Raw genomic sequence first — 24,592 nt, forward strand, 5'->3', positions numbered from 1 at the left:
CACCAATCCCCGTGCAACGTTTCTGATTTTGTTCACTCCTTAGACAAAATCGCTGATAAAGTCTCTCTGTTAGCCTTGGGCCTCGGCTGACAGCAGCCCCCTCTTCGCCAGCCTTTTCACAATCCGTTATCAACCGTTTATGAAACGTTTTATCGCCTTAGCCGCACTAGCGCTATGGGTTGGGGATGCTGTTGCCCAATCCGGCCCATCTGGCCAACTTACCGGCTCACTCATCGACTCGGTAACCAGCCGACCTGTCCCTTTCGCGACCATCGCCGTGCGGGATGCCGCTGCGCTGATTGCCGGGACAACCACCGACAGCTCAGGGGCTTTTACCGTAGCAGTAGCCCCCGGCAGCTATACACTTACGCTCTCGTCAGTCGGCTACCGAACCAAAACGCAGGCCACGACAATCACTCAGTCTGCGGTTACGCTGGGGCCGATCCGCTTACGTTCGGAAAGCCAGACGCTGGGCGAAGTAACGGTAGCCGCCCAGAAAGCACTAATCGAAGAAAAAGGGGACCGGCTGGTCTACAATGCCGAAAAGGACGTTTCCAACGTGGGAGGATCAGCCGCCGACGTACTTCGCAAAGTCCCTTCGCTCAGCCTGGACCTGGAGGGAAACATTCAGATGCGCGGGAACAGCAACATTCGGGTTCTGATCAACGGCAAGCCCTCGGCGATGATGGCCCGCAACCTGGCCGACGCCCTCAGGCAGATGCCCGCCGACAACATCAAGTCGGTGGAGGTCATCACCAGCCCCGGCGCCAAGTACGACGCCGAAGGAGCCGCCGGTGTCATTAACATCATCACCAAAAAAGCGCTGCAGGGATTCAATGGCTCGGTTATGGCGTCGGCGGGCACGCTGAATCGCAGCCTGAACACGAAGTTTGCAGGTAAGACCAAGAAACTGGGTCTTTCGCTGTCGGCCAACGGGTATCAGTTCCGCAACATCCGGGAAGCCCAGACGCTACGGACAACGTTAGCGGACGGCGTTCCGCTGAATTACTTGTCCCAGAACAGTTCCGCCGACAATACGGGCACGGGAGGTTATGGGGAGTTCAGTCTGGACTATGACCCGGATTCAACGAGTCGGATCAACTTTTCGGCCAACGCCTGGGGTGGGTATTACCCCAACAACAGTTCTGTCATCAATCGGCTGACCGATCCGGCGGGGAACGTACTGCAGCAGTTCCGCAACGACATCCGACTGAGCAACCCTTATGGCAACAGCCAGTTTGATCTGGGGTACACCAAAACTTTCCACCGTTCTAAAGACGCCCGGCCGGGCGTAGCGCCAGCGGAATTCAGCCTGCTGACCCAATACAGCCGGATGCCCGACAATTATTTTTATGATGCTGACCGCTATACGCTGGACGAGACCGCGCAGCTTATTTTCCGCCAGCATAGCACCAATTACAGTCGCAACAAAGAATACACGTTGCAGGCCGATTACACGTATCCTTTCCAGATTCGTACGGCACGGGACACCACCCGGTTCAAGCTGGAAACGGGCCTGAAGGCCATTCGGCGCGACATTGGCAGCGAATACCGGGTCGAGCAGTCGGTTGATGGTCGGTTGCCTTTCGTTGTCGACCCGGGCCAGTCGAACGATTTTGATTACAACCAGCAGATTTATGCGGGCTACGGTGCTCTGCGTATCGAAGCCCGGTCGAAATGGACACTCAACCTGGGGGCCCGGCTTGAACGCACGCTCATTGCGGGTAACTTCATGACCACGCAGACTAATTTATCCAGTCAGTACACCAACCTGATCCCCAGCCTGATGGTCTCCAAAGGAATTGGCTCGCATACCGTCAAGGCCAGTTACACGCAACGCATTCAGCGTCCACAGCTCTGGTTCCTCAACCCCTGGGTCAATGCCAGCGACCCCCGAAACCTGCAGACGGGCAACCCGTACCTCAACCCCGAACTTAATCATGCCGTTGAGCTTGGGCACAGCGTATCGACCAAAGCGGGCCTGTCGATCAACTCGGCCTTTTACTGGCGCATGACCAACAACGCCATCGAATACGTCCGCACAGTCGATGAAGCCGGCGTTTCGCTGAGCAAGCCCCAGAATATCGCCCGGCGTACGGCCTACGGACTGAACCTGAACCTGTCCGGTCAGGCGTCGAAAGTCTGGACCTTGAACGGCGGAATGGATCTGCGCTACGTCGATCTGCGCAGCCCCGGCCTGAACCAAAGCAATACTGGATTGGTGGGCAATTTCAATATCAGCAGCACCTACAAACTCCCGCATGATTACACTTTCCAGGCAAACGGGAATTTCAACTCGGGCTGGATCAGTCTGCAGGGGCGCGGATCAAGTTTTTACTGGTACGGTTTCGCGCTCAAGCGGGAACTGATGGCGAAAAAGGCAAGCCTGACGCTGGGTGTGAACAACCCGTTCAACCGGGGTGTAGCACAAACACTTACCCAATCCGCGCCGACCTTCGCGGCAGAAACGCGTTCTTTCTTTGTCAGTCGTTCGGCGCGGATTGCCTTCGAATGGCGTTTCGGCCAGATGAGTTCGGGCGGGAAGCAAAGCAAGAAAATCAGCAATGACGACGCCGGTAGCCGGTGATTAGGGCGTAGTGAATAAATAGAGGGTTCAGGTAATAGAATATCCTATCACCTGAACCCTCTGTCAGTCAGACAATCTTACAGTTTCAGCCGGATGCCCAGTTTGCTCAGGCGTCCGGCTACCCAGACACAGAGTAAAGCGAACAGAACCGACTGGAGCAGGCCGATGCCCCCCGTCAGCAGTCGGGCAGGCAGGTGAACAGACAGCGCCGTTGTCAGGGCATAGGCGAAATACGGCATCAGGTAACAGAGCAGCGTATCGGTTCCGGCGGGTTTGATCAACGAAAACCAGTTCTTTTTGCCGTACACGTCCACCAGCCAGTAGATAACCATAAACGCCAGGATCGTGAAAGCGCTGCACAGGAATAGCCAGGCTGGCGTAGCACCTAGTTTAGACAGACCCCAGTACGGCCGGGTCAGTACAGAACAGCCAATCAGGATAAGCGAAATGGCAACAAAGACCAGGGTCATCTGCCGGTTGTCGCCCAGACGACGGTAATGCTGAAAGAGCGTACCCACCACGACTCCCCCCATGCTTAGTCCGGCCAGCGTTCCCCCGCTGATGGCGCTGGGAATGAACGAAACCGCTGCAGGCAGGAGGTGCGCCTGATCGGCCATGCTCAATACCGCAAAAGCTACCCAGGCAATGACTAATACGACAAGTCGGTCATGGGCAAAGACCGTTACCAGAGCAGCCGCCAGATATGACCAGCCGATGAGGCCAAGAATTCCCCACCAGTGCGTCGCGAAGCGGGAAACGGGTTCGCCTTCGCCCCGGTACACAAACGCCATGGCAACCAGCACGGTGATACCCAGCCCTTTCAACGTAGTACGCAGCCAGGCGGGCATCGTTTTGGGATAGAGATTCCAGATCAGGATAAAGCAGACGCAAGCCAGTACGTTCCACATAAGGCGCGGCATGCCCGTGGCGGCTTCGTTGATGGATTCGCCGTTGACCAGAAACACGCCCATCGTCAGCAGACCCACCGTCCGGCTCAGCACATGACCGACCAGTTGTCCGTTGTTATCTCCCTTCGCCCGGCGGGCCTGGATAGCAAAGGGCAGCGACAGGCCGACAATAAACAGAAAGGCCGGAAAGACAACGTCGGCCAGCCCGATCCCATCAACACCCCGCTCGACGTGTTCCAGCCAGGCCGGAATATCCGTCAGCGACCAAAGGTCATTAACGAAGATCATCAGCACCATGGTCAGCCCACGGAGCACGTCGATAGCACCCACCCGCGAGACTAGCGGAGCTGGTTTGGAAAGAGGATCGGCGGCAGTAGGAACGGTCTGCATAAGCGGTTAGCGGTTGAATTGATCAGGACTTTCGGCGAGAACCAGGCCAGGGTCAAATGGGCAATTACTTTAACCCTGGCATCGTTTTCGCCGAAAGCTCTGTTAAGGTACGTCTTACTTACGGCTTGTCGATGGCAATGGCAAACAGATACCAGGCTGCGTGGGGTAACCACTGCTCTGCCCATCGCCAGTCATAATCTTTCCCGGTCGTTTTGTATGCCAGGTTGAAATCAATATCGTCTTCATTATCCAGTCCGGACGTAATGCCGTTCACAATACCACCCGGCGCATTGGTGTACTCGAACGTGCCGAAGAAGCCATAGGCTGGGTTATTATAGCCCGTCCCCTGCAGCATGGATGCGTCGTAGGGGTTCAGCCCTAGAATCCAGTTGAGCTGGTCGAGCGCAAACCGTTGCAGACTGTCGCTGAAGGCTTTGTCGGTTTTATACATAGGCGCAGCTAATCGGGCGGCAGCGGCCATCGAGCCCAGCCGGGCGTTTTCACCCTGCCACCAGGGTGATGCCTCGCTCCCGTGTGGAAAGAAAAACGCACTCTTTCGAACGCCCAGCGTATCCTGCGTCAGCTGGCGACTATAGCCGAAGGGGTTAGCTACCTCCTGCGTAATGGCCAGCTCGAACGAGAGCGACCGTTTGACTGCTTTTTTGATAGCGATCTGTGTATCGTGGGTCGCCAGTGGGTAGTATTCCAGCAGACTAATCACGGGTAGCCCCGCATCCGACGGGTGAAAAAATGGCCGATCCTGTTCATCGGCGCGCCAGTAATCACGGTACGTTTTCCAGGTGCTCAGGCGTTTCAGCAGCTGCTGGGTACGCTTCTCAGCCACCTGCTGGTACTTTGGTTTTTCAGTGGTTCGGTAGAGTTCGGTGGCCGCGAGCAGGGCGCAGTAATCGTCCAGAATGTTTTCCTTACCGTCGTTGGTCATGTTCGTGTTTTCCTTTTCCAGGAACGCAAACGCCCGTTCGGCCGCGGCCAGGTATTGTGCTTTCGTAAAATCGCCCGTTTCAGCATACGTAGCCGCCATGGCCAGCGCGGCAATCGCCATGCCACCGCCGGAGCGGTAGCTGACTTGGTAGCTGCGCCAGTTACCATCGGTCATCCGGTCCTGAAACGACTGCTCCTGCGACTGTTTGATCCGGTAGCCTTTGCTTTCGGCCTGCATCAGCCGGTCTTTGGGCAGTTTACCCGGTCCGGGAGCCCCTACCGAGCGGTAGAACGAGCCGTTGGGTACCTGCATTCTGACTAGAAAATCAGCACCGTACATCGCTTCGTCAAACAGCCGGCGGTTATATTGTCGGAAGTCGTTGCCTTTCCGTTTCTGCAACTGCTGATACGTCTTGAACAGGCTCCAGGCCGTCAGCGTGATCTGCTGCGGGTTGAAATACGAAGAGAACGACAGGTGCGACAGATGTTTGCCGTAATCACCAGAAGCATCGTACCAGCCACCGTGCGCATCAACCGTGTCCTGGTTGGCGGAGGTCTTCAGCGGTAGGTGGTGATCCGCTTTGTCAAGCAGGCCGGAACTACGCTGCCCCTTGAAATAGTAGATCACGTCCGACAGCGTATGCTGCTCCAGTACATTTTTGCCCACCTCAAAGGGGTGCGACGTAACGCTTCGATTGGGCAAGCTTACCTGTAACTGGTACTGGCCCTCTTTCTGCATTGCACCGAAATCGACGGTCCAGAATACCCAGTTTTTCCATTTGTTTACCGGTCCGCTGAATACGGGCTTGCCCGAAAAAACCACCCCGCCCGTTTCAGTATTGATTACCTGAAACCGGGTAATTTCCAGTTGCCGATCGGCCAGGATGACCGCCCGCTTAGGCAGATCATGCTCATAGCCAACCTGATTCGTCAGTACCTTCACGGATTGTGCCCGTACGACTATCGTGCTGACAAGCAGGCTAACGAACAAGACAAATCGCGACCGGGAAGCTATTCGGGCAGTCATTGGATGAGGAGTTGCTACGACAAGAGATTACTGACGACCGGGCGTATCGGTGCGGAAACTTTCCAGATTGCCCTGATCCTGCAGGGTTACGTACACCGTCTTGTTGTCTTTGCCGCCAAACGTTACGTTGGAGGGCAGCTTGCCGGTCAGCGTAACCTCACGGAGCACTTTACCCGCTGGTGATACAATGGCGACAACGCCTTTGCCGTGCCGGGCAATGTAGAGATTGCCTTTTTTGTCGCAGCGCATACCGTCCATACCAAAATCAGGAAATTCGAGCAGGATGCGCTTGTTGCTGAGCTGGCCATTTTTCAGGTCGTATACCCAGACCTTGCGCTGGACGGATTCATTCACGTACAGACGCTTGTTATCAGGACTCACCTCGACTCCGTTCGTCGTACCCATGTTGGCTTCGAGCAGGGTTACTTTGCCATCCGGATCGATGCGCCAGAGGTTACCCGTGTTTTCTTTCCAGTTTGGGTCGCTGGCGTAGAGCCGGTCGTTATCGTCGATCGCTACGTCGTTGGGCTGATTCATCCGCGACTCGTGGGCAAACACGCTCACCTGCTTGGTGGTCATGTTCACCTTCAGAATATTGTGCTTCGGATAATCCGCAATGAACATCTCCCCTTTTTTGTTGAAGCGAATGCCATTACCTACGCTACCTTCGGGCAGTTCGACAAATACACTACCCTCGCCCGCTGGCGTTACCTGCCCAATAGTGCCTTCTTTGGCAAAATTGACGGCGTAAATTGTTCCTTTTTTATCAACAGCGGGACCTTCCACCCCTTTGGTAAAACTGTTGACCGGCGTAAAGATGCTGGCTTTGAATAAGTCATCAGCCGTTGGGCTGACAGCGGCCGTAAGGCCAAAACCAATAGAAAGCAAGGAGGCTGTCACCATGACGGACAGCCTCTTACCGATGAACTCGTTACGTTTCATACCCTTGTTTTAATTCTTCATTTACACCCGTTCGACCACTGGTTGCTGCGTCTCCGGATTTTCTTCCTTCGGCACTTTGCGATGCCACCAGGACGCTAAGATAGAACCGGTGATGTTCATAAGTGGCCCAAAAACGGCCGGAGCCAGGCCAACGGTCGCAATTTTTCCCATTTCCTTCGCCAGACCCGACGCCAGACCACCGTTCTGCATGCCTACTTCGATAGCCATCGTCCGGCAGTCACGCTCACTCATCCTGAATAGACGTCCTGACCAGTAGCCCAGGAAGTAGCCAGTCAAATTGTGCAGCAATACCAGCAGAATTAACGCGGGTCCGATATTCAGCAGGCTTTCACGACCAGCCGCGGTGATGATAACGATGATAAAGGCAATCCCGAACATCGACACTAGCGGCATAGCATCGTCCAGCCATTTGGCTTTACCACTCAGAAATTTATTAAACAGTAAGCCCGCACCGATAGGAATAATGACCATTTTGGTAATGTCCCACATCATGTCCAGCACCTCAATGTCAACCAGCGCTCCGGCATAGAACTTCATCAGCATCGGCGTCATAAACGGTGCCAAGAGGGTCGAGAAGGCAGTGATGGTAATGGACAACGCCAGATTGGCTTTTGCCAGGTACGAGATTACGTTCGAGGCCATGCCGTTCGGCGAGCAGCCGATCAGGATAATACCAGCCGCAATTTCGGGTTCAAAGCCGCTCATGCTGGCAATGGCAAAACCCACGGCAGGCATGATCAGGAAGTGACTAAATACGCCGATCACGACGCCTTTCGGCATCTTAACGACACCCACAAAATCCTCGACGCCCATCGACGTGCCCATCCCGAACATGATTAACTGAATCAGTGGGGTAATGAGCGAACTGAATTTAAAATCACCGACCGACACGAAATACTGTGGGTAATAGAGCGCGGTGGTAACAGCCGCGAAAATCGTTACGGTGTAGGCAAACCCTTTCAGACTCTCGAAACCACGGAATCCGATTGCCAGGGCCAGGAAGGCCCCGATAAACGCCGGACCAGCCAGGGCTATCTGTCCCATCAATGTCATACCGAGCGCCACCAGGAAACCGGCAGCGGCAACGCCCAATGCTACTTTATACATCTTTATGTTTCAAGGTTTAGGAAGTAGAACCTGTTTACCAGGTCCGGTTTTTCATGTAGGCGTCCAGTTGCTCCCGTGTCATGGGAATTTCGCCCGGATTGTTTTTCAACCACGCCAGGAAATCGTTCCGAATCGCGTCAGTCCACTGGTTGTCGATTTGCCCCGTGGTGTACTTACCCGACTTCAGCATAGCGTGGCCGAACTTATCCCGCAGCGCAATAAATTCAGCGGTCACAATTACCTTCTCAGCCAGGTGAGCCGGGATAAAAATTACCCCCTGACTCCGGGCCAGTACCAGATCACCGGGCATCACGATGGCCTGCCCGATGCGGATGGGCGTATTCAGTCCCATCAGAACCACGTCTTTCAGATACGACGGGTCCCAGTCACGTACGTAGGCGTTGAAACCGTTAATCTGCTTCAACCCTTCCAGATCACGGGCCGCTGCGTCGAACACGACGCCATTGCCCGATTTGGCGTAAATTGAGTTGCCCAGGTTGTCGCCGATCAGTGTACCGTCGGTCAGTTTACCGAAGCAATCTGCTACGTAAACATCCCCTTTGGTCAGCTGATCAATCGGCCAGGCGTTGGTATTGCCAGTACGGCCCTGCTTCACCCCCCGGTCTTTGATGGCCTTCTCCACATCGGGTCGGCTAGGCATGAACATGGCCGTTACGGCGCGACCGGCAATGGGCTGATCGTCATGAATGATTTTCCAGCCTCGCTCAAACTGACAGGTATAACCTTCGTTCCGCAGCACGGTCCAGGCTTCTTCAATACCGATCTTCTTCGACCGCTGAATCAGATCGTCCGGCACCTTGGGCCGCCCATCCGGGAACCGCTCCCCTTTCCATTCGGCGGTCAGGTACGTCAGTTCGTCCTTGGCCATGGTTTGTCCCTGCGCCGACCATCCGCCAAGAATACTTACTACAAAGAGTGGTACTGCTAAAAAACTAACGCGCATTCGTCAAAAAAATTAATGATTGGTAGTAGGGCACTGTCATTTACAGGTGTGAGCATTTCATTCAGCTATTCACATTTGTGCTTGTCGGCGGTTTACCCAGACAAACCCCGCTTCAATCCTACTCTTGTTTTGGTTTCGTAAAGAGGTAATTTGAGTATTTCACTAGTTACCACCCCCTGCCCCCTCCGCACCGGCGGCCCGGCTAAAACAGGAGGGGGTTATTGAATGGGTCCCTGCAGAATCCTCCCCTTCCTGAAGTAGGAGGGGGCGACGGGGGAGCTAGCGCAAATTTCCACAGTACTAACCTACAAACCAGTAGAGTAAGAGTCAGCAGCTTTCCTTCTATCCCCCCCCTCCTGTTTTAGGAGGGGGCAGGGGGTGGTAATTAGGAGAATAGGCCGCTAACGTTTACGCTGTACTAGGGTCCCTGGGTTACATAAACCGGATTGGCGATGCCATTTAGATCGTACACAATTTTTCCTTTACGGATGGTCATCTCGCATTCCAGTTTTTCCTTACCCGTGATCTTGTAGCCGGTATAATCGAAAAAGCCGAACGTACCCGCATCACGCACCTCAAACTTGCCTTCGTGCAGTTTCAGGATTGCGACGTCGGCTTCTGAACCAACCGACAAACTACCCAGTTCGGGGCGCTTGATCGCCTGCGCGGGTGCCCAGGTGCTGGCTTTGATCACATTCGGCAGTTTCATACCCATCGCCAGAAATTTCGACATAACGTTGAGCATGTCTTTCATGGCGTTGTTCATGCTGCCGGTATGAATATCGGTGCTGATGGTGTTGGGATAGAACCCTTCCTTGATCGCGGGGATGGCCTGCGAGAAGGCAAAGCTGATACCACCATAGCCCACGTCGAAAATGACGCCTTTTTTCTGAGCCTCCCAAACAAAGGGTTTCACTTTGTTGCCGGCTACGTCGACGATGGCTTCGCGGGTTTTCAGCTGCCCAAAGCAGTGCGTAAAGATGTCGCCCGGCCGCAGTTTGTTCAGAAACAGTTCTTGAATAGACAGGGTGGGCGTGCTACCGCCAAAGTCGATCATAACCGGAATATTCGCCAGTTTACCGGCTTCCACGGCCCGATCAGTTGGGGTCCAGTCGTGGCCGTTGAAGTGGGCCAGTTTAACACCCACAATCTGCTCGGGGTATTTTTTGGCCATGTCCGCCGTTTGCTGGGCGTCCATGTCATCAACCTGCTGCTCAAACTGCCCTCCGCGCATGCCGTTGCCGACGATGTTCAGTAGGGTCAATACGCGGGTTTTCGAGAGGTCGACGGTTTGTTTCTTGAACGTTTCGAAATCCCGCCAGCCTGTACAACCCGCATCAACAATTGTCGTTACGCCATTTCGGAACGTAAAGCCATCGGGCGGCAGCGCATTCGGCCCGTTGCTGTATGTCTGGTTAAGATTCGTGCCGAAAAACACGTGCGTGTGCATGTCGATCAGGCCGGGCGTTACGTACAGTCCCTTGGCGTCGACAACCTGCCGGGCCCCTTTTGAATCGATACTTTTTGCTACCTGAACGATCTTACCATCGGTGATGGCGACGTCCATAATGCCGTCGATGTTATTTTTAGGATCAATAACATGCCCGCCTTTAATAACAATGCTGTACGACTGCGCGAACGAAAAATAGCCCGCCAGACAACAGAGAATGAACAGGGTAAGGGTTCGTTTTTTCATCGGAGGGGTTGTAAGCATGAAGCGTTTCTTACAGACCAGCGGTTTCCCTATCGGTGTTGACCAGCACGTTGACACCCGTCAATACCAATGAGGTTCCCTGATCCTAGGCCGTTGCTTTCGACAGTTCTTCTTTCAGCCGCTTTGCCACGATCTTTTCCTGACCGGGTTTCATCATCCAGACCGTTACGTTGATGTTGTTCGGGCCACCGCCCCCTACTTCAATCGACGGATCGCCTTTACGCAGCGCTTCCTGCAGGTCCTTGCTGGCGATTTTCAGCTTCGCCGGGTCCCAGGAGATTTTCAGGGTGGGTGTATGGTTACCCAGCGGTGGTACGCGTACCTCGGTCTGAACGCCACTCACGGTTTTGACGCTGTTGTCGATGTGAGCCACGCCATCTTCCCAGGTTTTCCAGAGCTTGTCGTGGTCCTCGTTGATGAACTTTTCCAGGGCGACGTACATGCCCAGAATCTCTTCCTTGTTCACCTTCATACCCCGACCAATGTTGAACCCGCGGGGTGGCATGTGCAACCGGGCGGCCGAAACGATATCTTTTTTGCCCATCAGCAGACCGGCGCTCTGCGGTCCCCGCATGGCTTTACCCCCCGAAATCACGACGAAGCTGAAGCCCATGTCGTTGAAGCGCCACAGGTTCTGAACCGGTGGTACGTCGGCGGCAATGTCGATGGAAGTTGGAATGTTGTGCTTCTTGCCCAATGCCACCCACTCCTCGTGCATGATCTTGCCCTTGTCGGCTTCGATGTGCAGGAAGTGCATCAGCGCGGTACGTTCGTTGATCGCCTTTTCGACGTCCTCCGCCGTTTCCACCTGAATAATCTTACAGCCGGTATTAGTTAGCGCGTGGTTGTAGACAATGTCGTGCGCTTTCTGGCAGATCACTTCGGTTTTCATGCCGGTACCCGCCAGATGTGGCAGCATTTCGACCTTCTTCTGATCCATGCCAGTCAGAATACCCGCCAGGCCGAGTGTCATGGCCGAGAAAGCTCCCGACGTAACGACGGCGGATTCGGCGTGGGTCATCTGGGCGATCTTCAGGCCTACCTTATCCTGCAGTTCGTCGAGCAGGCAAAACTCCTTAGCGCCGTAGTTGATGGCGTCGAGTACTTCATCCTGCATCAGTGACCCCGTCATGTAGGTTAGCGTACCGGCGGCATTGATAAACGTCCGGACGCCCAGTTCCTTGAACAGATCACGTTTGGGGGCAGCTGCCGTCTCCGACGAATCACTGTCGACTCCTGCAACGGCCAGGGGGGCTCCACCAATCAGGGCGCCCCCCACGAGGGGAGCGCTCGACAGATGCTTGATTACGTTACGTCTGCTTAGCATAGCTAGTTGAATTTAGATGTAAGCAATGCAGTCCATTTCCACCAGCGAATCACCCGGAACACCCCCGTAAACGGCTACCGTCGTCCGTACGGGAGGCTTGCTGCCGAACCGGCCTTTGTAGACTTCGTTCATGCCTTTGTAGTCGTTCAGATCGTGCAGGAATACCGATACTTTCAGGACTTTCTCCATCGACGAACCGGCTTTGATCAGTTCTTTCTCCAGCTCTTTCAGCACCTCTTCGGTGTGAACTTTGATATCGCCTTCTTTGTGGTATCCTTTTCCGGCGACGAACACCAGGTTACCGAATTTGGTCGAGCCCGAAAACAGCGGCACATCATCAACCGTCTGTACGTTAAATACTTCTTTCTGAGGCATTGCCGACGATTCAGCGGGTGCGGCAATTGCTTTGGACGCGGCACCTAAACCAACAACACCGGCAGCCGATGCGAAAAGACGTTTGAGGATGGAACGACGTTCAGTTTTCATAGAATTAATGGAACAGTTAATGATTACTTTTTACGTTTTACTAGAGCTTTCTTTGTGGGTGCTTTGGGAAACAGCGCGCGCCGAACCTCGTTGACTTCGGCGGCCGAAACAGCGTCGGCAGTATTGCCAAAGTTTGTCCGGATGTGTGTCAGAACTTCGGCAAGCTCTTCGTCTTTCAGGAAGCTGTGCTGCGGCATGACGTTATTATAAGATTGCCCTTTCACCTCGATTGGTCCTTCCAGCCCTTTCATCAGAACGGTAATGAGCTTCTTTTTTTCGCCGGTTACCCATTCCGAGCCCGCCAGGGGTGGGAATCGCTGCGAGTCGCCCATACCGTTACGCTGGTGACAGGCCGCGCAGTAAATACCGTACACTTTACCCCCCGCTACGGGTTTGCCTAGATCCAGATTGTCTTTGATCTCATCCGGGTTGCGGATATTCGACATCGTTTTGCGCTTCTCCATCTGCGCCAGTTGAGCCGTACCGAAATTCTTCTTGTCGCCCTTGTAGGTGACGCGCCAGATTTTGCCCTTTTCGGTTTCGGCAACGTAGAGTGAGCCATCTGGTCCCATGGCAATACCCATTGGCCGATACACAGCATCGCTTACGTTGACGATGGGATCTATACCCGCAAAGCCGTCGGCAAAGACCTCCCAGTCCGTAGCAATAGCCCCGTTTTTGGCGGGTAGGAAAGCAATAAAATAACCCGCCTGCGGATAAGGAGCGCGGTTGGTGGAGCCGTGAAAGGCAACGAATGCCCCATCTTTGTACCGCTCGGGATAGCCGTTTTGGGCACTGTTACCCCGGTAGAACAGAATATCGTTGGGTGCCCAGTGCGCCGGGAAACCGATCAGCGGTTTTTCGCATTTGTCGCAGCGGCCTACGGTTTTACCATCACCCCCGTATTCGGGATTGAGTAGTTTCTTACCCTGCACCTGGTCGTAGTAGCAGTACGGCCAGCCGCCGTCCATGCCTTCTTTCACCTGGAACAGTTCTTCAGACGGCAAGACGGCACTCTGCCAGGGCGAGTATTTCTCGGCCCACAGCATCAGGAAATCATCGCGGCCATGCTGTAAGGTATACAGGCTATTGTTGGCAAAATTCCAGTCCATTGCCACAACGCTGCGCAGGCCGGTGGCGTACCGCTTTCCGTCTTTCTGAGTCTGGTTGGTTTTGTTGGCGTCGAACTGCCAGATACCGCCGTGATCCTCCAGCATCGGACAGGGGTCGATACCCATCGAGCCAGGCATCCGGTTTTTTTCCTGACAGCCATTCGACGCGGCCCCAAACGCTACGTACATATGTCCGTCATTGTCGAACGTAACGGGTTTGGCAATGTGCTCGTGCATGCCGTGTTCGTGGTCGTCGGTCAGGACCACTTCCATCGGGCTATCAGGCACCAGTTGCCCGGGCTTCAGTTTGTAGCGGTAAACGTATAGTTCCGAACTGAAATACAGGTAGCCGTTATAAATCCGCATGGCCGTTCCGTACGCCCGCTCCCGGGCCAGACCGCCAAACTGCTTGATAATGTCGGCACGACCGTCGCCGTTCGTATCCCGCAGAGCAATGACCGATTCGTCCTTGTCGCGGGCAAAGCGAGCTTTTACGTAGATGTCGCCGTTCTCGTTCACGGCCAGATGCCGGGCACGACCGGGCAGGCTATCGACCACCACCGTGGCTTCGAAGCCTTCGGGCAGAAACAGACCACCATTTTCGTTCGTCTGCACGGGCAACCCGTTCGACGATTGTCGCTGGGTAAAACCGGCCAGGAGCAGTAAGCTGAACGCCAGTCCTTTCAGGTAATAGTTTGACATAGTAAACTTACGTTTCGGTCCGTTTAATTCATGCTCAGCGGGCTGACGATTCCGTTCAGGTCGTAGACGATCTTACCGCCCTTAATGGTCATTTCGCACTCGAATTTCTGCTTACCTGTCATCTTGTAGCCGGTCTTGTCGTAAAAGCCAAAATTGCCCTGACGCATACTCAGGATTGCAACGTCGGCGATGGCTCCTATGGACAGGTGACCCAGATTTTCGCGGTTGATGACCTGCGCGGGCGCCCAGGTAACGGCTTTAATAACACCCGGTACATCCTCACCCATCACGACGAATTTGGACATGATACTCAGGATGTCTTTCATTGAGCCATTCATGCTCCCCGTATGCAGGTCGGTACTAATTGTCGTTGGATAAAACTTGGCTTTCAGAGCGGGAATAGCCTGCGTATAGTTGAAACTGGCTCCACCGTAGCCCACGTCGAACACGATTCCTTTTTTGCGCGCTTCCCAGGCAAAGGGCTTGACGGTTTTGGTCGCTTCGTCCACGATAGTTTCCCGGACGTTATCACCCAGCAGCGTGTAGGCGTGGGTAAAAATGTCGCCCGGACGCAGGTGTTTCATGAACAACTCTTCCAGCGGCAAGGGCGGGGTACTACCGCCAAAATCAATCATAACGGGCATACCCGACAACTTGCCGGCCTCTACGGCGTGATCGACAGGAGCCCAGCTTGGGCCGTTGAAATGCGCGACTTTAAAACCCACTACGTCGTTCTTGTTTTCCAGCGCGACTTTAGCGGCCATTTTCGGGTCCATGTCGGTGGTATCCTGCTCGAAGCGACCACCCCGCATCCCCTCGCCCACAATATTCAAAAACGAGAGAACCCGCGTTTTTGAATTGAAAATAATGTTCTTCTTAAACGTATCGAACGATTTCCAGCCAGCCCGCCAGCATCCACAATGGTCGTTACACCCACCCGGAAGGTAAAGCCGTCGGGGGCTACGGCCACGGCACCATTACTGAGATAGTGATTGGGCTCGGTACCGTAAAAAACGTGTCCGTGGATATCAATCAGGCCGGGTGTTACGTACATGCCTTTGGCATCGACCACCTGTTTGGCCTGCTTCGGATCGATAGACGTAGCTACTGCGGCAATTTTGCCGTCTTTGATAGCGACGTCCATCAAGGCGTTAATGTTATTCTTTGGATCAATGAGCCGGCCGCCTTTGATCAGAATCGTGTATTCCTGCGCAATGACTGGCGTAGTCATCAGACAGACGACGAAGAGGAAGGCAAGAATTTTTTTCATAGGTTTAGGTACGTACCAGCTCCGGTGTGTGCCGGAGCCGGTACGCTGCTTTTTGTTTATACGGCCGCTTTCATCAGCTCTTCCTTGAGCCGACTGGCGACAATTTTGTCCTCACCGGGTTTGAGCATCCAGGCGGTCATGCTGATGCCGTTTGGCTCACCCACCACTTCGATAGATGGGTCACCGTTCCGCAGGCCCTCCTGCAGGGCTTTGGGGGTCGTTTTCACTTTACTCGCATCCCAGGTCAGGCGCAGCGTGGGTGTGTGGTTACCCAGCGCCGGGGCGAACGACTCAACCGTTACGCCTTTCACGCTCTTGGCCGCGTTGGCAATGGTGGCCGCGCGTTCCTCCAGCATTTTCCAGTCCTTATCCTGATCGCGGGCCACGAATTTTTCCAGGGCAACGTACATACCCAGAATCTCTTCTTTGTTCACCTTCATACCCCGACCGATGGTCGCACCACGAGGGGGCATGCTGAGCCGGGCGGCCTCGATGTATTTCTTTTTCCCCATCAGGATACCCGCGCTCTGCGGCCCCCGCATGGCTTTACCGCCCGAGACGCAGACCAGATCAAAGCCAATGTCGTGGAATTTCCAGAGGTTTTCAACCGGCGGGACATCAGCCGCAATGTCGATCATGGTTGGGATGTTGTGCTTCTTGCCTAGCGCGACCCAGTCCTGATGCTGAATTTTGCCTTTGTCGGACTGGATGTTCAGGAACCACAGCAGGGCGGTTTTATCGCTGATGGCTTTCTCGACGTCCTCGATGGTTTCCACCTGAATGATGGTACAGCCCGTGTTCGTCAGCGCGTGCGAGTAACCGATGTCATGGGCTTTCTGCGCAATCACTTCCGATTTCATACCGGTACCTTCCAGGTGCGGCAGTTGCTCAACTTTTTTCGGGTCCATACCGGTCAGTACACCGGCCAGGCCCAACGTCATAGCCGAGAAACAGCCCGCCGTAACTACCGCTGATTCAGCGTGGGTGATGGCGGCAATCTTCTCGCCTACTTTTGTCTGTACGTCGTCCAGCATCATGAATTCTTTCGACGACGCCAGAATCGTGTTTACTACGTCCTCCTCCATGAGCGAACCCGTCATGGCGGTATACGTACCTGCCGCGTTGATGAACGTCCGAATACCCAGTTCTTTCACGAGGTTACGCGGGGCAGCTACGGCAGGGGCAGCCAGTGCCGTGGTCAAGGGAGCGGCTACTCCACCAAACAAACCGCCAACCATCGGCATAGCCGACAGATGTTTAATCAATGTACGTCTACTGAGCATAACCAGTTATGTGTTAATGGGTAAGAGATCAGAGAAAAGGGAAGGGGGTGGGATAAGTTGAAAAGCTGAGCGCTCTGACTGGTGAAGTTCAGAGCGCTCAGCCAATCCGTTTACAGATGGGCAATGCAGTCAATCTCAACCAGTGAATCGCCGGGAACACCCCCGCGTACCGCTACTGTGGTACGTACGGGTGGCTTGCTGCCGAACCGGCCTTTATACACGTCGTTCATGGCTTTGTAATCGTTGGGGTCGTGCAGAAAGACAGATACTTTCAGCACCTTCTCCATCGACGAGCCAGCTTTGACGAGCTCTTTCTCCAGTTCGTTCAGGACGTGGTCGGTATGCGCTTTCACGTCGCCTTCGAAGTGAGCGCCAATGCCGAAGAGGAACAGCAGATTGCCGAGCTTCTTGACGCTGGAATACAGTGGCACATCATCGGTGGTAACGACACCCATCGCTTCAGGTACAGATTGCTCCAGAGGACGAGCAACGGCTTCGCTGGCGATGCCTATACCGGCAAAGCTGGTCATCAGACGCTTGAGAATCGATCGGCGTTGTGCTTTCATTGGACGAGACATAACCGCTTGATGAACTGTTTACTGTGGTTTTGTTGCGTTTTCAGACAGGCTGGATTCGCTTATTTATCCCACCATACTGTGCTGGACAGGGTATTGGTGCCGCCCTGCCGGGTACGTGCTTCGAGGAAGTTGGTCCGGTTGTAGGTCTCTTCCGAATCAGGAATCACGAAGCGGGTTGGGATTTTGCCGCCCGTCAGGTTACCTGGGTAGTTGGTTGGCGTCAGGTTTGGATAGCCGGTACGTCGCCAGTTTGCGAAGATTTCGTATTCGTCTTCCAGGAACAGAGCCACCCATTTCTGCGTCGAGATCTGCTCGATCTGCTGCGCGGTTGTCCCCGTCGTTTTGTACGGGTTGTTGACCAGGTACAGGTTGATCCGGGCATCGGAGATCACCCCACCCGCACCAAACAGCGACCACTGACGCATCCCTGCCCGAACGGCGTTGTTGTACGCCGTTGCCGCCGTTGTTCCGCTGTTCCAGCCCCGTACCGCAGCCTCGGCCAGCAACAGGTTCATTTCGGCATTACCCATCACAACCAGCGGGGAGTTGTACCGCAGGATCGTGTTCGGGTTGGGTTCCGAGAACGAGTTAAAGTTGGAAGGCAGGCTGTTATAGGCAGCGTTCGGCATTCCTTGTTGCAGAGCCGTTGTGGTATCAGCCGTGAAGGTTGAGCCGTTGGCAGTCCACACAACCGAAATTACGTTCAGACGAGGGTCTTTGGTCGTTTTCAGGTAGTCGATCAGCGTTTTCGCGAACTTTCCACCCTCTACGTTATCACCGCCCGGCGTAATGTAGTCGGTGCTGAGCAGGCCGTTGGCAATGAAGTTCCGGCTTGCCACCTGCGATCCATCCACATAGGCAATAACCGCCCGGTCGGCGTCGTCCAGAATAACGCCACCGGCAATTGCTTTCTCGACCCAGGTCTTAGCCAGTGCTGGATCAACCTGCGTTAGGCGCATACCCAGGCGCAGCATCAGCGAATACCCGAACTTCTTCCACTTGGTCACGTCACCGCCAAACATCAGATCGGCGTTACCAAAGGTTGCTTTCGAGGCATCAAAAGCCGCAATCGACTCGTCCAGCTCTTTCAGCAGATCGGCGTAGATGACCTGCTGCGCATCGTATTTGGGTGCGTAGTTCTTGTCTGACAGGGCTTTTCCAGCGTCGAAATACGGAATATCACCGTACAGATCCGTCAGGCGATGAAAGATGTAGGCCTTCCAGATCCGGGCCGCCGACAGTTTGTTGACGTTTGCCGGATTACCCGCCACCGCGTCCATCACCTGTACGATCGACGTAACCGCACCCGATCCGGCGCCCGTACCTGCATACGCATTCCAGTTACCCTGCGAATACGAGAAGTTGAAGTATTTATCACCGGCGGCTGGCACTTCCTTATACGTCGAGAAGTGCTGCATCGAACCGCCAATGGTCAGGTAAGCGGCTCCCGTAAAGTTGGTGCTCACCCCATCCAGTTGCGCCCGGGTAAACAGGTACTCTGGAATAACAGCCGAATATTTATTAGGGTCTACGTTCATTTCCTCAAAGCCTTTGTCACAGGCAGACAGGAGGAATAAGGGAGCCGCAGCTAATATTTTATAAATCAGACGTTTCATGTTGCCGTAAGAGGGTTAGTAGATTAGAATTTAACCGTCAGGTTCACACCCAGGCTACGTGTTCTTGGTACGCCAAAGGCTTCCAGGCCCTGTGCGTTGCTGCTCGTATAGCCCGACTCCGGATCGAAGTACTGGTTCTTCTTGTCTTTGTACAGGATAGCCAGGTTACGACCAACGATCGAGATCGACGCTGCCTGCAGTTTCAGGAAGGGGAACTTGCTGACGGGGAGGTTGTAGCTCAGGATAATCTGACGCAGCTTGACGAAGTCGTTGTTGAACATGAACATCGCCGTGTAGTTCTTGTCGTTGTCGTAGTACGTATCTACGTCTTCTTTCTTCCAGAATTTGGTAAAGGGTGCTCCTTCTGGGGTTACACCCGTTACGGTCACGCCGGTTTCGCGACCGGGCAGGGTTTCCTGTGGCAGACCAAAGCGGTAGGCGTACTGGTACAGGTTCGAGTAAACGATGCTACCGAACTTACCGTCAATCAAGAAGTTCAGCGAGAAATTCTTATAGCGGAAGTTGTTGGTGATCCCCATCGTGAGCGGAGGAGTTCCCTGACCGATTTCTTCCAGATCACCGCGGACCGCGTAACCGCTGGCCGTGTTGAATACTACGTTACCAGCCGCGTCGGTTTTCTTGCGGTAGCCCCAGATCGTTCCGTATGGCCGACCCAGTACGTTACGTACCACACCACCTCCTACGCCCGTACCGATGTCGATGCTCGTCAGACCCTCGGCCAGTTGCTCAATTTTGCTCCGGTTATACGCCAGGTTGTAGCTTACGTCCCACACAAAACCGCCGTTTTTAACCGGTGTTCCGGTCAGCAGCAATTCGACACCTTTATTGCTCAGGGCGCCTACGTTCAGCAGGGCCGACGTATAACCCGACGACAGGGCAATGTTCGTGGTTACGATGTCGTTGGTGGTCCGGCGATTGTACAAGGTCAGGTCAAGACCTAAACGGTTGTTCAGGAAGCGGGCTTCGATACCCCCTTCGTAAGTCGTTGAGGTCAGCGGTTTCAGATCGGGATTCGGCATCTGCGACGAAGCCAGCCCTTCGACCGGACGGCCGTTGTGACCACCCTGCTGCAACGAATAATACTGATAGATCTGGTATGGGCTCACCGTAGCACCACCTACCTGCGCCCACGATGCCCGCAGTTTGGCGAAGCTTACCGCTTTTGGCAGCCGAACCGCGTCCGACAGGATGAACGAACCCCCTACCGATGGGTAGAAAATGCTGTTGCTTTTGGGGTTCAGGACCGAGAACCAGTCCTGCCGACCCGACAGGGTCAGGTAAGCTACGTTCTTGTAGCTGAAGTCCGTCGACGCGAACAGCGAGTTGATCGCGCTTTTGTAATACGTTGGCGTCGTCGTTGAGGTAGCCAGGTTGGTGTAGCTGTAGAAATACGGAATCGCGAATTCGCTACCCGCAATCGTCGTCTGGTCGTAGAGCGACTGCTGTAAGTTACCTCCCAGCAGGGCCGTGAAACCCAGATCACCCGCGAAGGTTTTGTTGTAATTCAGCGTCAGCAGGCCGTTGGTTTCCGACGAGCTGGTTTTACGGGCTTCGTAGGTACCCAATGGCTGGTAGGCATTGTTGGTCGGCTGGATGTACTCCGACTGGAAGCTGTAGAAATCCTGGCTGACACTGCCTTTAATGAACAGATTGTCCAGAATATTATACCGGATACTTCCCTGACCGATGAAGCGGTTTTTCCGGTCGTCGTTCTTGAATTTGTTAACGACGAAGTAGGGGTTCGGTGCCGCTGGTACGGGGTTCCATTCCAGCTCTTTTCCCGTTGTAGCGTCGTAACCAGGAGCCAGCGTACGGATGTCAACCGTATTGGCAATCAGGTACGTAGCCCAGTGAGGGTTCATGTCGGCGTACCCAACTTTCGGACGGTTGGTGGCGGTTTCCAGGTTATACTGGAATACGGCTTCAACCGACAGTTTTTTCCCCAGGAACGCGTTCAGGTTCAGGTTGGCAATCCGACGGGCAAACGACGAATTTGGTACAATGCTGTTGGCCTGCGTGTTGTTCAGCCCCAGACGGAAATTAACGACTTCGTTACCACCCGTGAACGCAACCGAGTTGATGTAGTTGCTGCCCGTCCGGTAGAAGTTTTTCAGATTGTCTTTCTGGGGAGAATAAGGGTGTAGTTGTCCGTCAACCTGCATGTAAGGCTGACCATCCATGGGTGCACCATACGACAGACGGCCCGTACTCTTGGCCTGCGTCAGCGTCGTTGGTTTTACCCCATCAACACCCTGACCATACTGGTACTGCCAGTTTGGAATCACGGCCAGATCTTCGAACGAGGTCGTGCTGTTCACTTCTATGCCAACCCCTTTCTGACCGCGACCTTTTTTCGTCGTGATCAGGATAACGCCGTTCGACGCACGAGCCCCGTACAGAGCAGCCGCCGGGCCACCTTTCAGGACGCTGATCGACTCAATATCGTCGGGGTTGATACCACCGATCCCATCGCCCCGGTCAACGTTCATGCCGTTCCCGTCGGCGGTAGTACCACCGGGGGTGCTGTTGTCCATCGGCATCCCGTTGATTACGTACAAAGGCTGGTTGTTTCCATTCAGCGAACCGTTACCGCGGATGACGATACGGCTGGAACCACCAGGACCAGTTGCCATACCCGTTGCGTTTACCCCGGCAATTTTACCGGTCAGGGCGTTGGCTACGTTCAGTTCGCGCGCCTGGGTGAATTCGCTGCCTTTTACTTCGGTCACGGCGTAGGCCAGGGCTTTTTTCTCTTTTGAGATACCGAGCGCTGTTACGACCACTTCGTTCAGGGTGCTGGCTTCGGGAGTCAGATTCACCGACAGCTCGGTCTGGTTACCCACCGTAACTTCCTGACGCTTATACCCAACGAAGCTGAATACCAGAACGGCATTGTCTTCGGTTATTTCGATCGCGTACGATCCGTCAGCAGCCGTGGTTGTTCCGCGCTGGCTTGCCTTCACGACAACACTCACGCCCGGCAGCCCCGTCCCATTTTCGTCCAGGACGAAGCCCGTCAGTTTACGTTTTGGTGCTTCCAGCTGGCTGGTTGACTTAACTTCCGAGGTTGATACCTGCCGTTTCAGAATGATACGTTCCTGAAAAACTTCGTACGATACCTGGTAGGGAGTCAGGACTTTATCCAGTACTTCGGCCAGGGGTTCGTTGGTAAATTTATAGTTCTGCTTCCGCACATTGTTGAACACCTGAGAGGTGTACATAAACTTCACCTGGGCGGTTGCGCCAATTTTTTCTAACAACTTGTCAATATCAGCGTTAGTGAGTTGAACGCTTACCTTGCGATCCAGAATCTTCTGCGCGTTCAGATCATAGGCGTGGGTAATCGTGGTAAAGAGGGCGGCAAACAGGGTCAGGCATAAGCTCGTGACCAAGACTCTCGGTATTGTTTTTTGAACAAGTAGTCTTTTTAACATAGTTTTGGCTTTTGTCGGATTAAAAAATTCGGCACAAGGAGTCCTTCTCCGCGTAGGCGGATGTCTTGTGAGGAGACAGGGGGCGAAACCAGGGTCAGGGGTGTTGGCGCATCTCTGACCTTTCTTTTTTAAGCGGAAAGAGTGTTATTTACATAGGCACGTTTCGTTCTATACGGTTAATTATCAAGTTACTAGCAACCACTGCCTTCAATGATGATCTGCGTACCGACCCGCCGATACGTAGCGTTGATGGTACGGCAGATCAGGTCCAGTTTATCGTATAAGGGTTCGTCAACGATCGAAGCGGTCAGGTAGCAGTTCTTCAGCGCTTCCCTGTCAAAACTGATGTCAACTCCATAAGCTTCCTCCAGTTCGGCGAAGACCTCGGCCATCGCCGTTTTCCGATATCGGAAAAATTTTTCCTTGATGGACGGGTCCAGTAAACTCGGCTCATCGACCAGGCTGACAACCAACCGGCTGCTAGCCTCCGAAACGGTTACCTGCTGATTCGGCGTCAGGACTACATCGCCTTCCAGTCTGCTGGTTTTCAGGGGCAACTCATTTCCTTCTACCTGCTTCGAGACAGCAACCCGGCCCGTACTGACAATAACTTTACCCACTTTCTGTCCTTGGTTAGCCTGAACCGTAAAACTGGTCCCCAGCACTTTCGTCGTCAGGACGTCGGTATGCACGTAGAAAGGTTTGTTCGGGTCTTTCGTTACGTCAAAAAAAGCTTCGCCCAGCAGATACACATCACGTTCGTTCTTTGTGAACTGCTCTGGATACCGCACCTGGCTGTTCGGTTTGAGTGCTACCGTACTTTCGTCGGGCAGTTGAACCTGCATCGGTTTATCCGTCGTGTTACTAATCGTCTTCCAGGGCGAGGCAACCCGTTTTGTCAAAGCACCATACGTTGGTGTTATTGCCTGACGCGAATCCAGTTGAGAGAACGCATACCAGCCTATGACACCCAGCACCAGAGCAACACCAGCGGCAATGCCGTACTGCCACGATTGGAAAGACCGTTGAACGACCCAGCGCGGAGACCGGTCGGCTTCCCGATCCGCCAGCGACTGATAGAGACGGTTGATTTCCGTTTTTACATCATCATCAGAAAGCAGCGACTCGTCGGCAAGCGGCTGCTGATATAAAGTGTTCAGCGAAAGCAACACACTCTGGGCTTTGTCGATCAGGTCCTGCTTGTCCGGATTTTCCCGGAGCCAGTTTTCCCAAAATTCGCGCTCGACGGGTGCCTCGTACAGCTTCCATCGCTGAAACGAGACATCAGCGGCTAATTCCTCAGGTTCGTATTGTCGGTAGTCGTGCATACCAGCCGGGAGATACCCCGCTTGTTTCTTTAAGGATGCAGAACCTATTGGCCAATACTCACCTTCCTGAAATTTTATTTCGAAAATTTTTTAATCAGGCAAATATCAATCAACAATTGACCGAAAAATAAACGCAATTAGGCTATAACTTTTCCAGGACGGCAGCCCCAAAAATTTAATTATTAACCTATTAAATAGGCTTTTAATAAGATAGCATATTAACTGCCTATAGCGTCTGAATAATGGCGAACAGAAAGCCGATGGACGAAGAAAGCTGTCCCTTAAGCGCAGTAAGCGCCCGATACAGGAGGTTGGCGACTGATTGTCGGTTAATTTCCATCAGGTCGGCAATCTGTTCGTTGTCCAGATTTTTGTAGAACTTCAGAAAAACGACTTCCTGCTGGCGCTTGGGCAGCAAATCGACCGCCTGCCGGAGTTTAAGCTGACTCTCCGATTCGCTTTCCTCCTGCGTAATGTTGCCTTCGATGGTCTGCCAGTCCGACAGCTCGCCCAGCTCGTCGGCTTCCAAAGAGGAAAGGCTGGGTTTACTCCGGCGAAATTCCTGAAAAAGCTGATTTCGCAGCGATTTGAAGAAATAAACGGCAACAAACTGGATCGTGATGGTCTGGCGCTTCTCCCAGATGTTGATGAACACCTCCTGAATCGTATCCTTAATAAAGTCCGTATCCGACGTGAAATTGGTAGCGTACCGAAACATAGACCGGTACTGTGATTCAGCCAACCGACAAAAAGCCATCTTATCTCCCGCCTGCGCCTGCTGCCAGAGAGATAGTAGATGCTGGTTTTCCTCGATTAGATGCTGACGATTCAAC

At 53.9% G+C, this 24,592-nt stretch carries 16 protein-coding genes and 1 pseudogene; 1 reads left to right on the plus strand and 16 read right to left on the minus strand.

Annotated features, from left to right (window positions below):
• Window positions 1-139: 139 nt before the first annotated feature.
• Complete coding sequence (locus HU175_RS19895; protein ID WP_176568239.1) at window positions 140-2,587, plus strand: TonB-dependent receptor domain-containing protein; 2,448 nt, start codon at window positions 140-142, stop codon at window positions 2,585-2,587.
• A 77-nt stretch (window positions 2,588-2,664) separates the two neighbouring features.
• Here the strand turns inward: HU175_RS19895 and HU175_RS19900 are convergent, their stop codons facing one another.
• The 16 genes and pseudogenes from HU175_RS19900 to HU175_RS19975 all read right to left on the minus strand — a co-directional run bounded on the left by HU175_RS19900 (window position 2,665) and on the right by HU175_RS19975 (window position 24,591).
• Window positions 2,665-3,885, minus strand: a complete 1,221-nt coding sequence (locus tag HU175_RS19900) for a DUF5009 domain-containing protein (RefSeq protein ID WP_176568240.1) — start codon at window positions 3,883-3,885, stop codon at window positions 2,665-2,667.
• Window positions 3,886-4,003: 118 nt separating this feature from the next.
• Window positions 4,004-5,854 (minus strand): glycoside hydrolase family 9 protein, encoded by a 1,851-nt coding sequence (locus tag HU175_RS19905; protein WP_176568241.1) that lies wholly within the window; start codon window positions 5,852-5,854, stop codon window positions 4,004-4,006.
• 27 nt (window positions 5,855-5,881) lie between these two features.
• Window positions 5,882-6,796, minus strand: a complete 915-nt coding sequence (locus HU175_RS19910; RefSeq protein ID WP_176568242.1) for an SMP-30/gluconolactonase/LRE family protein — start codon at window positions 6,794-6,796, stop codon at window positions 5,882-5,884.
• Between the two features lie 21 nt (window positions 6,797-6,817).
• Window positions 6,818-7,924, minus strand: a complete 1,107-nt coding sequence (locus tag HU175_RS19915; RefSeq protein ID WP_176568243.1) for a bile acid:sodium symporter family protein — start codon at window positions 7,922-7,924, stop codon at window positions 6,818-6,820.
• Window positions 7,925-7,958: 34 nt separating this feature from the next.
• Window positions 7,959-8,888: an RraA family protein gene (locus tag HU175_RS19920; RefSeq protein WP_176568244.1), complete on the minus strand. Its 930-nt coding sequence runs from the start codon at window positions 8,886-8,888 to the stop codon at window positions 7,959-7,961.
• Between the two features lie 418 nt (window positions 8,889-9,306).
• Window positions 9,307-10,584: an amidohydrolase/deacetylase family metallohydrolase gene (locus HU175_RS19925; RefSeq protein WP_176568245.1), complete on the minus strand. Its 1,278-nt coding sequence runs from the start codon at window positions 10,582-10,584 to the stop codon at window positions 9,307-9,309.
• 103 nt (window positions 10,585-10,687) lie between these two features.
• Window positions 10,688-11,929, minus strand: coding sequence for an aminotransferase class V-fold PLP-dependent enzyme (locus HU175_RS19930; protein WP_176568246.1), 1,242 nt, complete (start codon window positions 11,927-11,929; stop codon window positions 10,688-10,690).
• A gap of 12 nt (window positions 11,930-11,941) precedes the next feature.
• Window positions 11,942-12,415, minus strand: a complete 474-nt coding sequence (locus HU175_RS19935) for a RidA family protein (protein WP_176568247.1) — start codon at window positions 12,413-12,415, stop codon at window positions 11,942-11,944.
• A 23-nt stretch (window positions 12,416-12,438) separates the two neighbouring features.
• Window positions 12,439-14,229, minus strand: coding sequence for a PQQ-dependent sugar dehydrogenase (locus HU175_RS19940; RefSeq protein ID WP_176568248.1), 1,791 nt, complete (start codon window positions 14,227-14,229; stop codon window positions 12,439-12,441).
• A gap of 23 nt (window positions 14,230-14,252) precedes the next feature.
• Window positions 14,253-15,499 (minus strand): annotated as a pseudogene (locus tag HU175_RS19945) (amidohydrolase/deacetylase family metallohydrolase).
• Between the two features lie 56 nt (window positions 15,500-15,555).
• Window positions 15,556-16,782 (minus strand): aminotransferase class V-fold PLP-dependent enzyme, encoded by a 1,227-nt coding sequence (locus HU175_RS19950; protein WP_176568249.1) that lies wholly within the window; start codon window positions 16,780-16,782, stop codon window positions 15,556-15,558.
• Window positions 16,783-16,892: 110 nt separating this feature from the next.
• On the minus strand, window positions 16,893-17,348 hold the full coding sequence (locus HU175_RS19955) for a RidA family protein (protein WP_176568250.1): 456 nt from the start codon (window positions 17,346-17,348) through the stop codon (window positions 16,893-16,895).
• 71 nt (window positions 17,349-17,419) lie between these two features.
• On the minus strand, window positions 17,420-18,976 hold the full coding sequence (locus tag HU175_RS19960; RefSeq protein WP_176568251.1) for a SusD/RagB family nutrient-binding outer membrane lipoprotein: 1,557 nt from the start codon (window positions 18,974-18,976) through the stop codon (window positions 17,420-17,422).
• A 23-nt stretch (window positions 18,977-18,999) separates the two neighbouring features.
• Entirely contained in the window at window positions 19,000-22,389 is a 3,390-nt protein-coding gene (locus HU175_RS19965) for a SusC/RagA family TonB-linked outer membrane protein (protein WP_228724222.1), read from the minus strand.
• Window positions 22,390-22,622: 233 nt separating this feature from the next.
• Window positions 22,623-23,759 carry a FecR family protein gene (locus HU175_RS19970; protein WP_176568253.1) on the minus strand — a complete coding sequence of 379 codons (1,137 nt, stop codon included), beginning with the start codon at window positions 23,757-23,759 and terminating at the stop codon, window positions 22,623-22,625.
• A 226-nt stretch (window positions 23,760-23,985) separates the two neighbouring features.
• On the minus strand, window positions 23,986-24,591 hold the full coding sequence (locus tag HU175_RS19975; protein WP_176568254.1) for an RNA polymerase sigma factor: 606 nt from the start codon (window positions 24,589-24,591) through the stop codon (window positions 23,986-23,988).
• Between the last annotated feature and the right edge of the window lies 1 nt (window position 24,592).

It is taken from the genome of Spirosoma sp. KUDC1026, assembly GCF_013375035.1.
In the GTDB taxonomy this organism is placed as follows: Bacteria; Bacteroidota; Bacteroidia; order Cytophagales; family Spirosomataceae; genus Spirosoma.

Coding starts and splice junctions, on each gene's coding strand:
- HU175_RS19935 (WP_176568247.1), bottom strand. CDS start 12,415: ATGAAAACTGAACGTCGTTCCATCCTCAAACGTCTTTTCGCATCGGCT.
- HU175_RS19895 (WP_176568239.1), top strand. CDS start 140: ATGAAACGTTTTATCGCCTTAGCCGCACTAGCGCTATGGGTTGGGGAT.
- HU175_RS19950 (WP_176568249.1), bottom strand. CDS start 16,782: ATGCTCAGTAGACGTACATTGATTAAACATCTGTCGGCTATGCCGATG.
- HU175_RS19925 (WP_176568245.1), bottom strand. CDS start 10,584: ATGAAAAAACGAACCCTTACCCTGTTCATTCTCTGTTGTCTGGCGGGC.
- HU175_RS19970 (WP_176568253.1), bottom strand. CDS start 23,759: ATGCACGACTACCGACAATACGAACCTGAGGAATTAGCCGCTGATGTC.
- HU175_RS19905 (WP_176568241.1), bottom strand. CDS start 5,854: ATGACTGCCCGAATAGCTTCCCGGTCGCGATTTGTCTTGTTCGTTAGC.
- HU175_RS19940 (WP_176568248.1), bottom strand. CDS start 14,229: ATGTCAAACTATTACCTGAAAGGACTGGCGTTCAGCTTACTGCTCCTG.
- HU175_RS19930 (WP_176568246.1), bottom strand. CDS start 11,929: ATGCTAAGCAGACGTAACGTAATCAAGCATCTGTCGAGCGCTCCCCTC.
- HU175_RS19915 (WP_176568243.1), bottom strand. CDS start 7,924: ATGTATAAAGTAGCATTGGGCGTTGCCGCTGCCGGTTTCCTGGTGGCG.
- HU175_RS19960 (WP_176568251.1), bottom strand. CDS start 18,976: ATGAAACGTCTGATTTATAAAATATTAGCTGCGGCTCCCTTATTCCTC.
- HU175_RS19920 (WP_176568244.1), bottom strand. CDS start 8,888: ATGCGCGTTAGTTTTTTAGCAGTACCACTCTTTGTAGTAAGTATTCTT.
- HU175_RS19900 (WP_176568240.1), bottom strand. CDS start 3,885: ATGCAGACCGTTCCTACTGCCGCCGATCCTCTTTCCAAACCAGCTCCG.
- HU175_RS19955 (WP_176568250.1), bottom strand. CDS start 17,348: ATGAAAGCACAACGCCGATCGATTCTCAAGCGTCTGATGACCAGCTTT.
- HU175_RS19910 (WP_176568242.1), bottom strand. CDS start 6,796: ATGAAACGTAACGAGTTCATCGGTAAGAGGCTGTCCGTCATGGTGACA.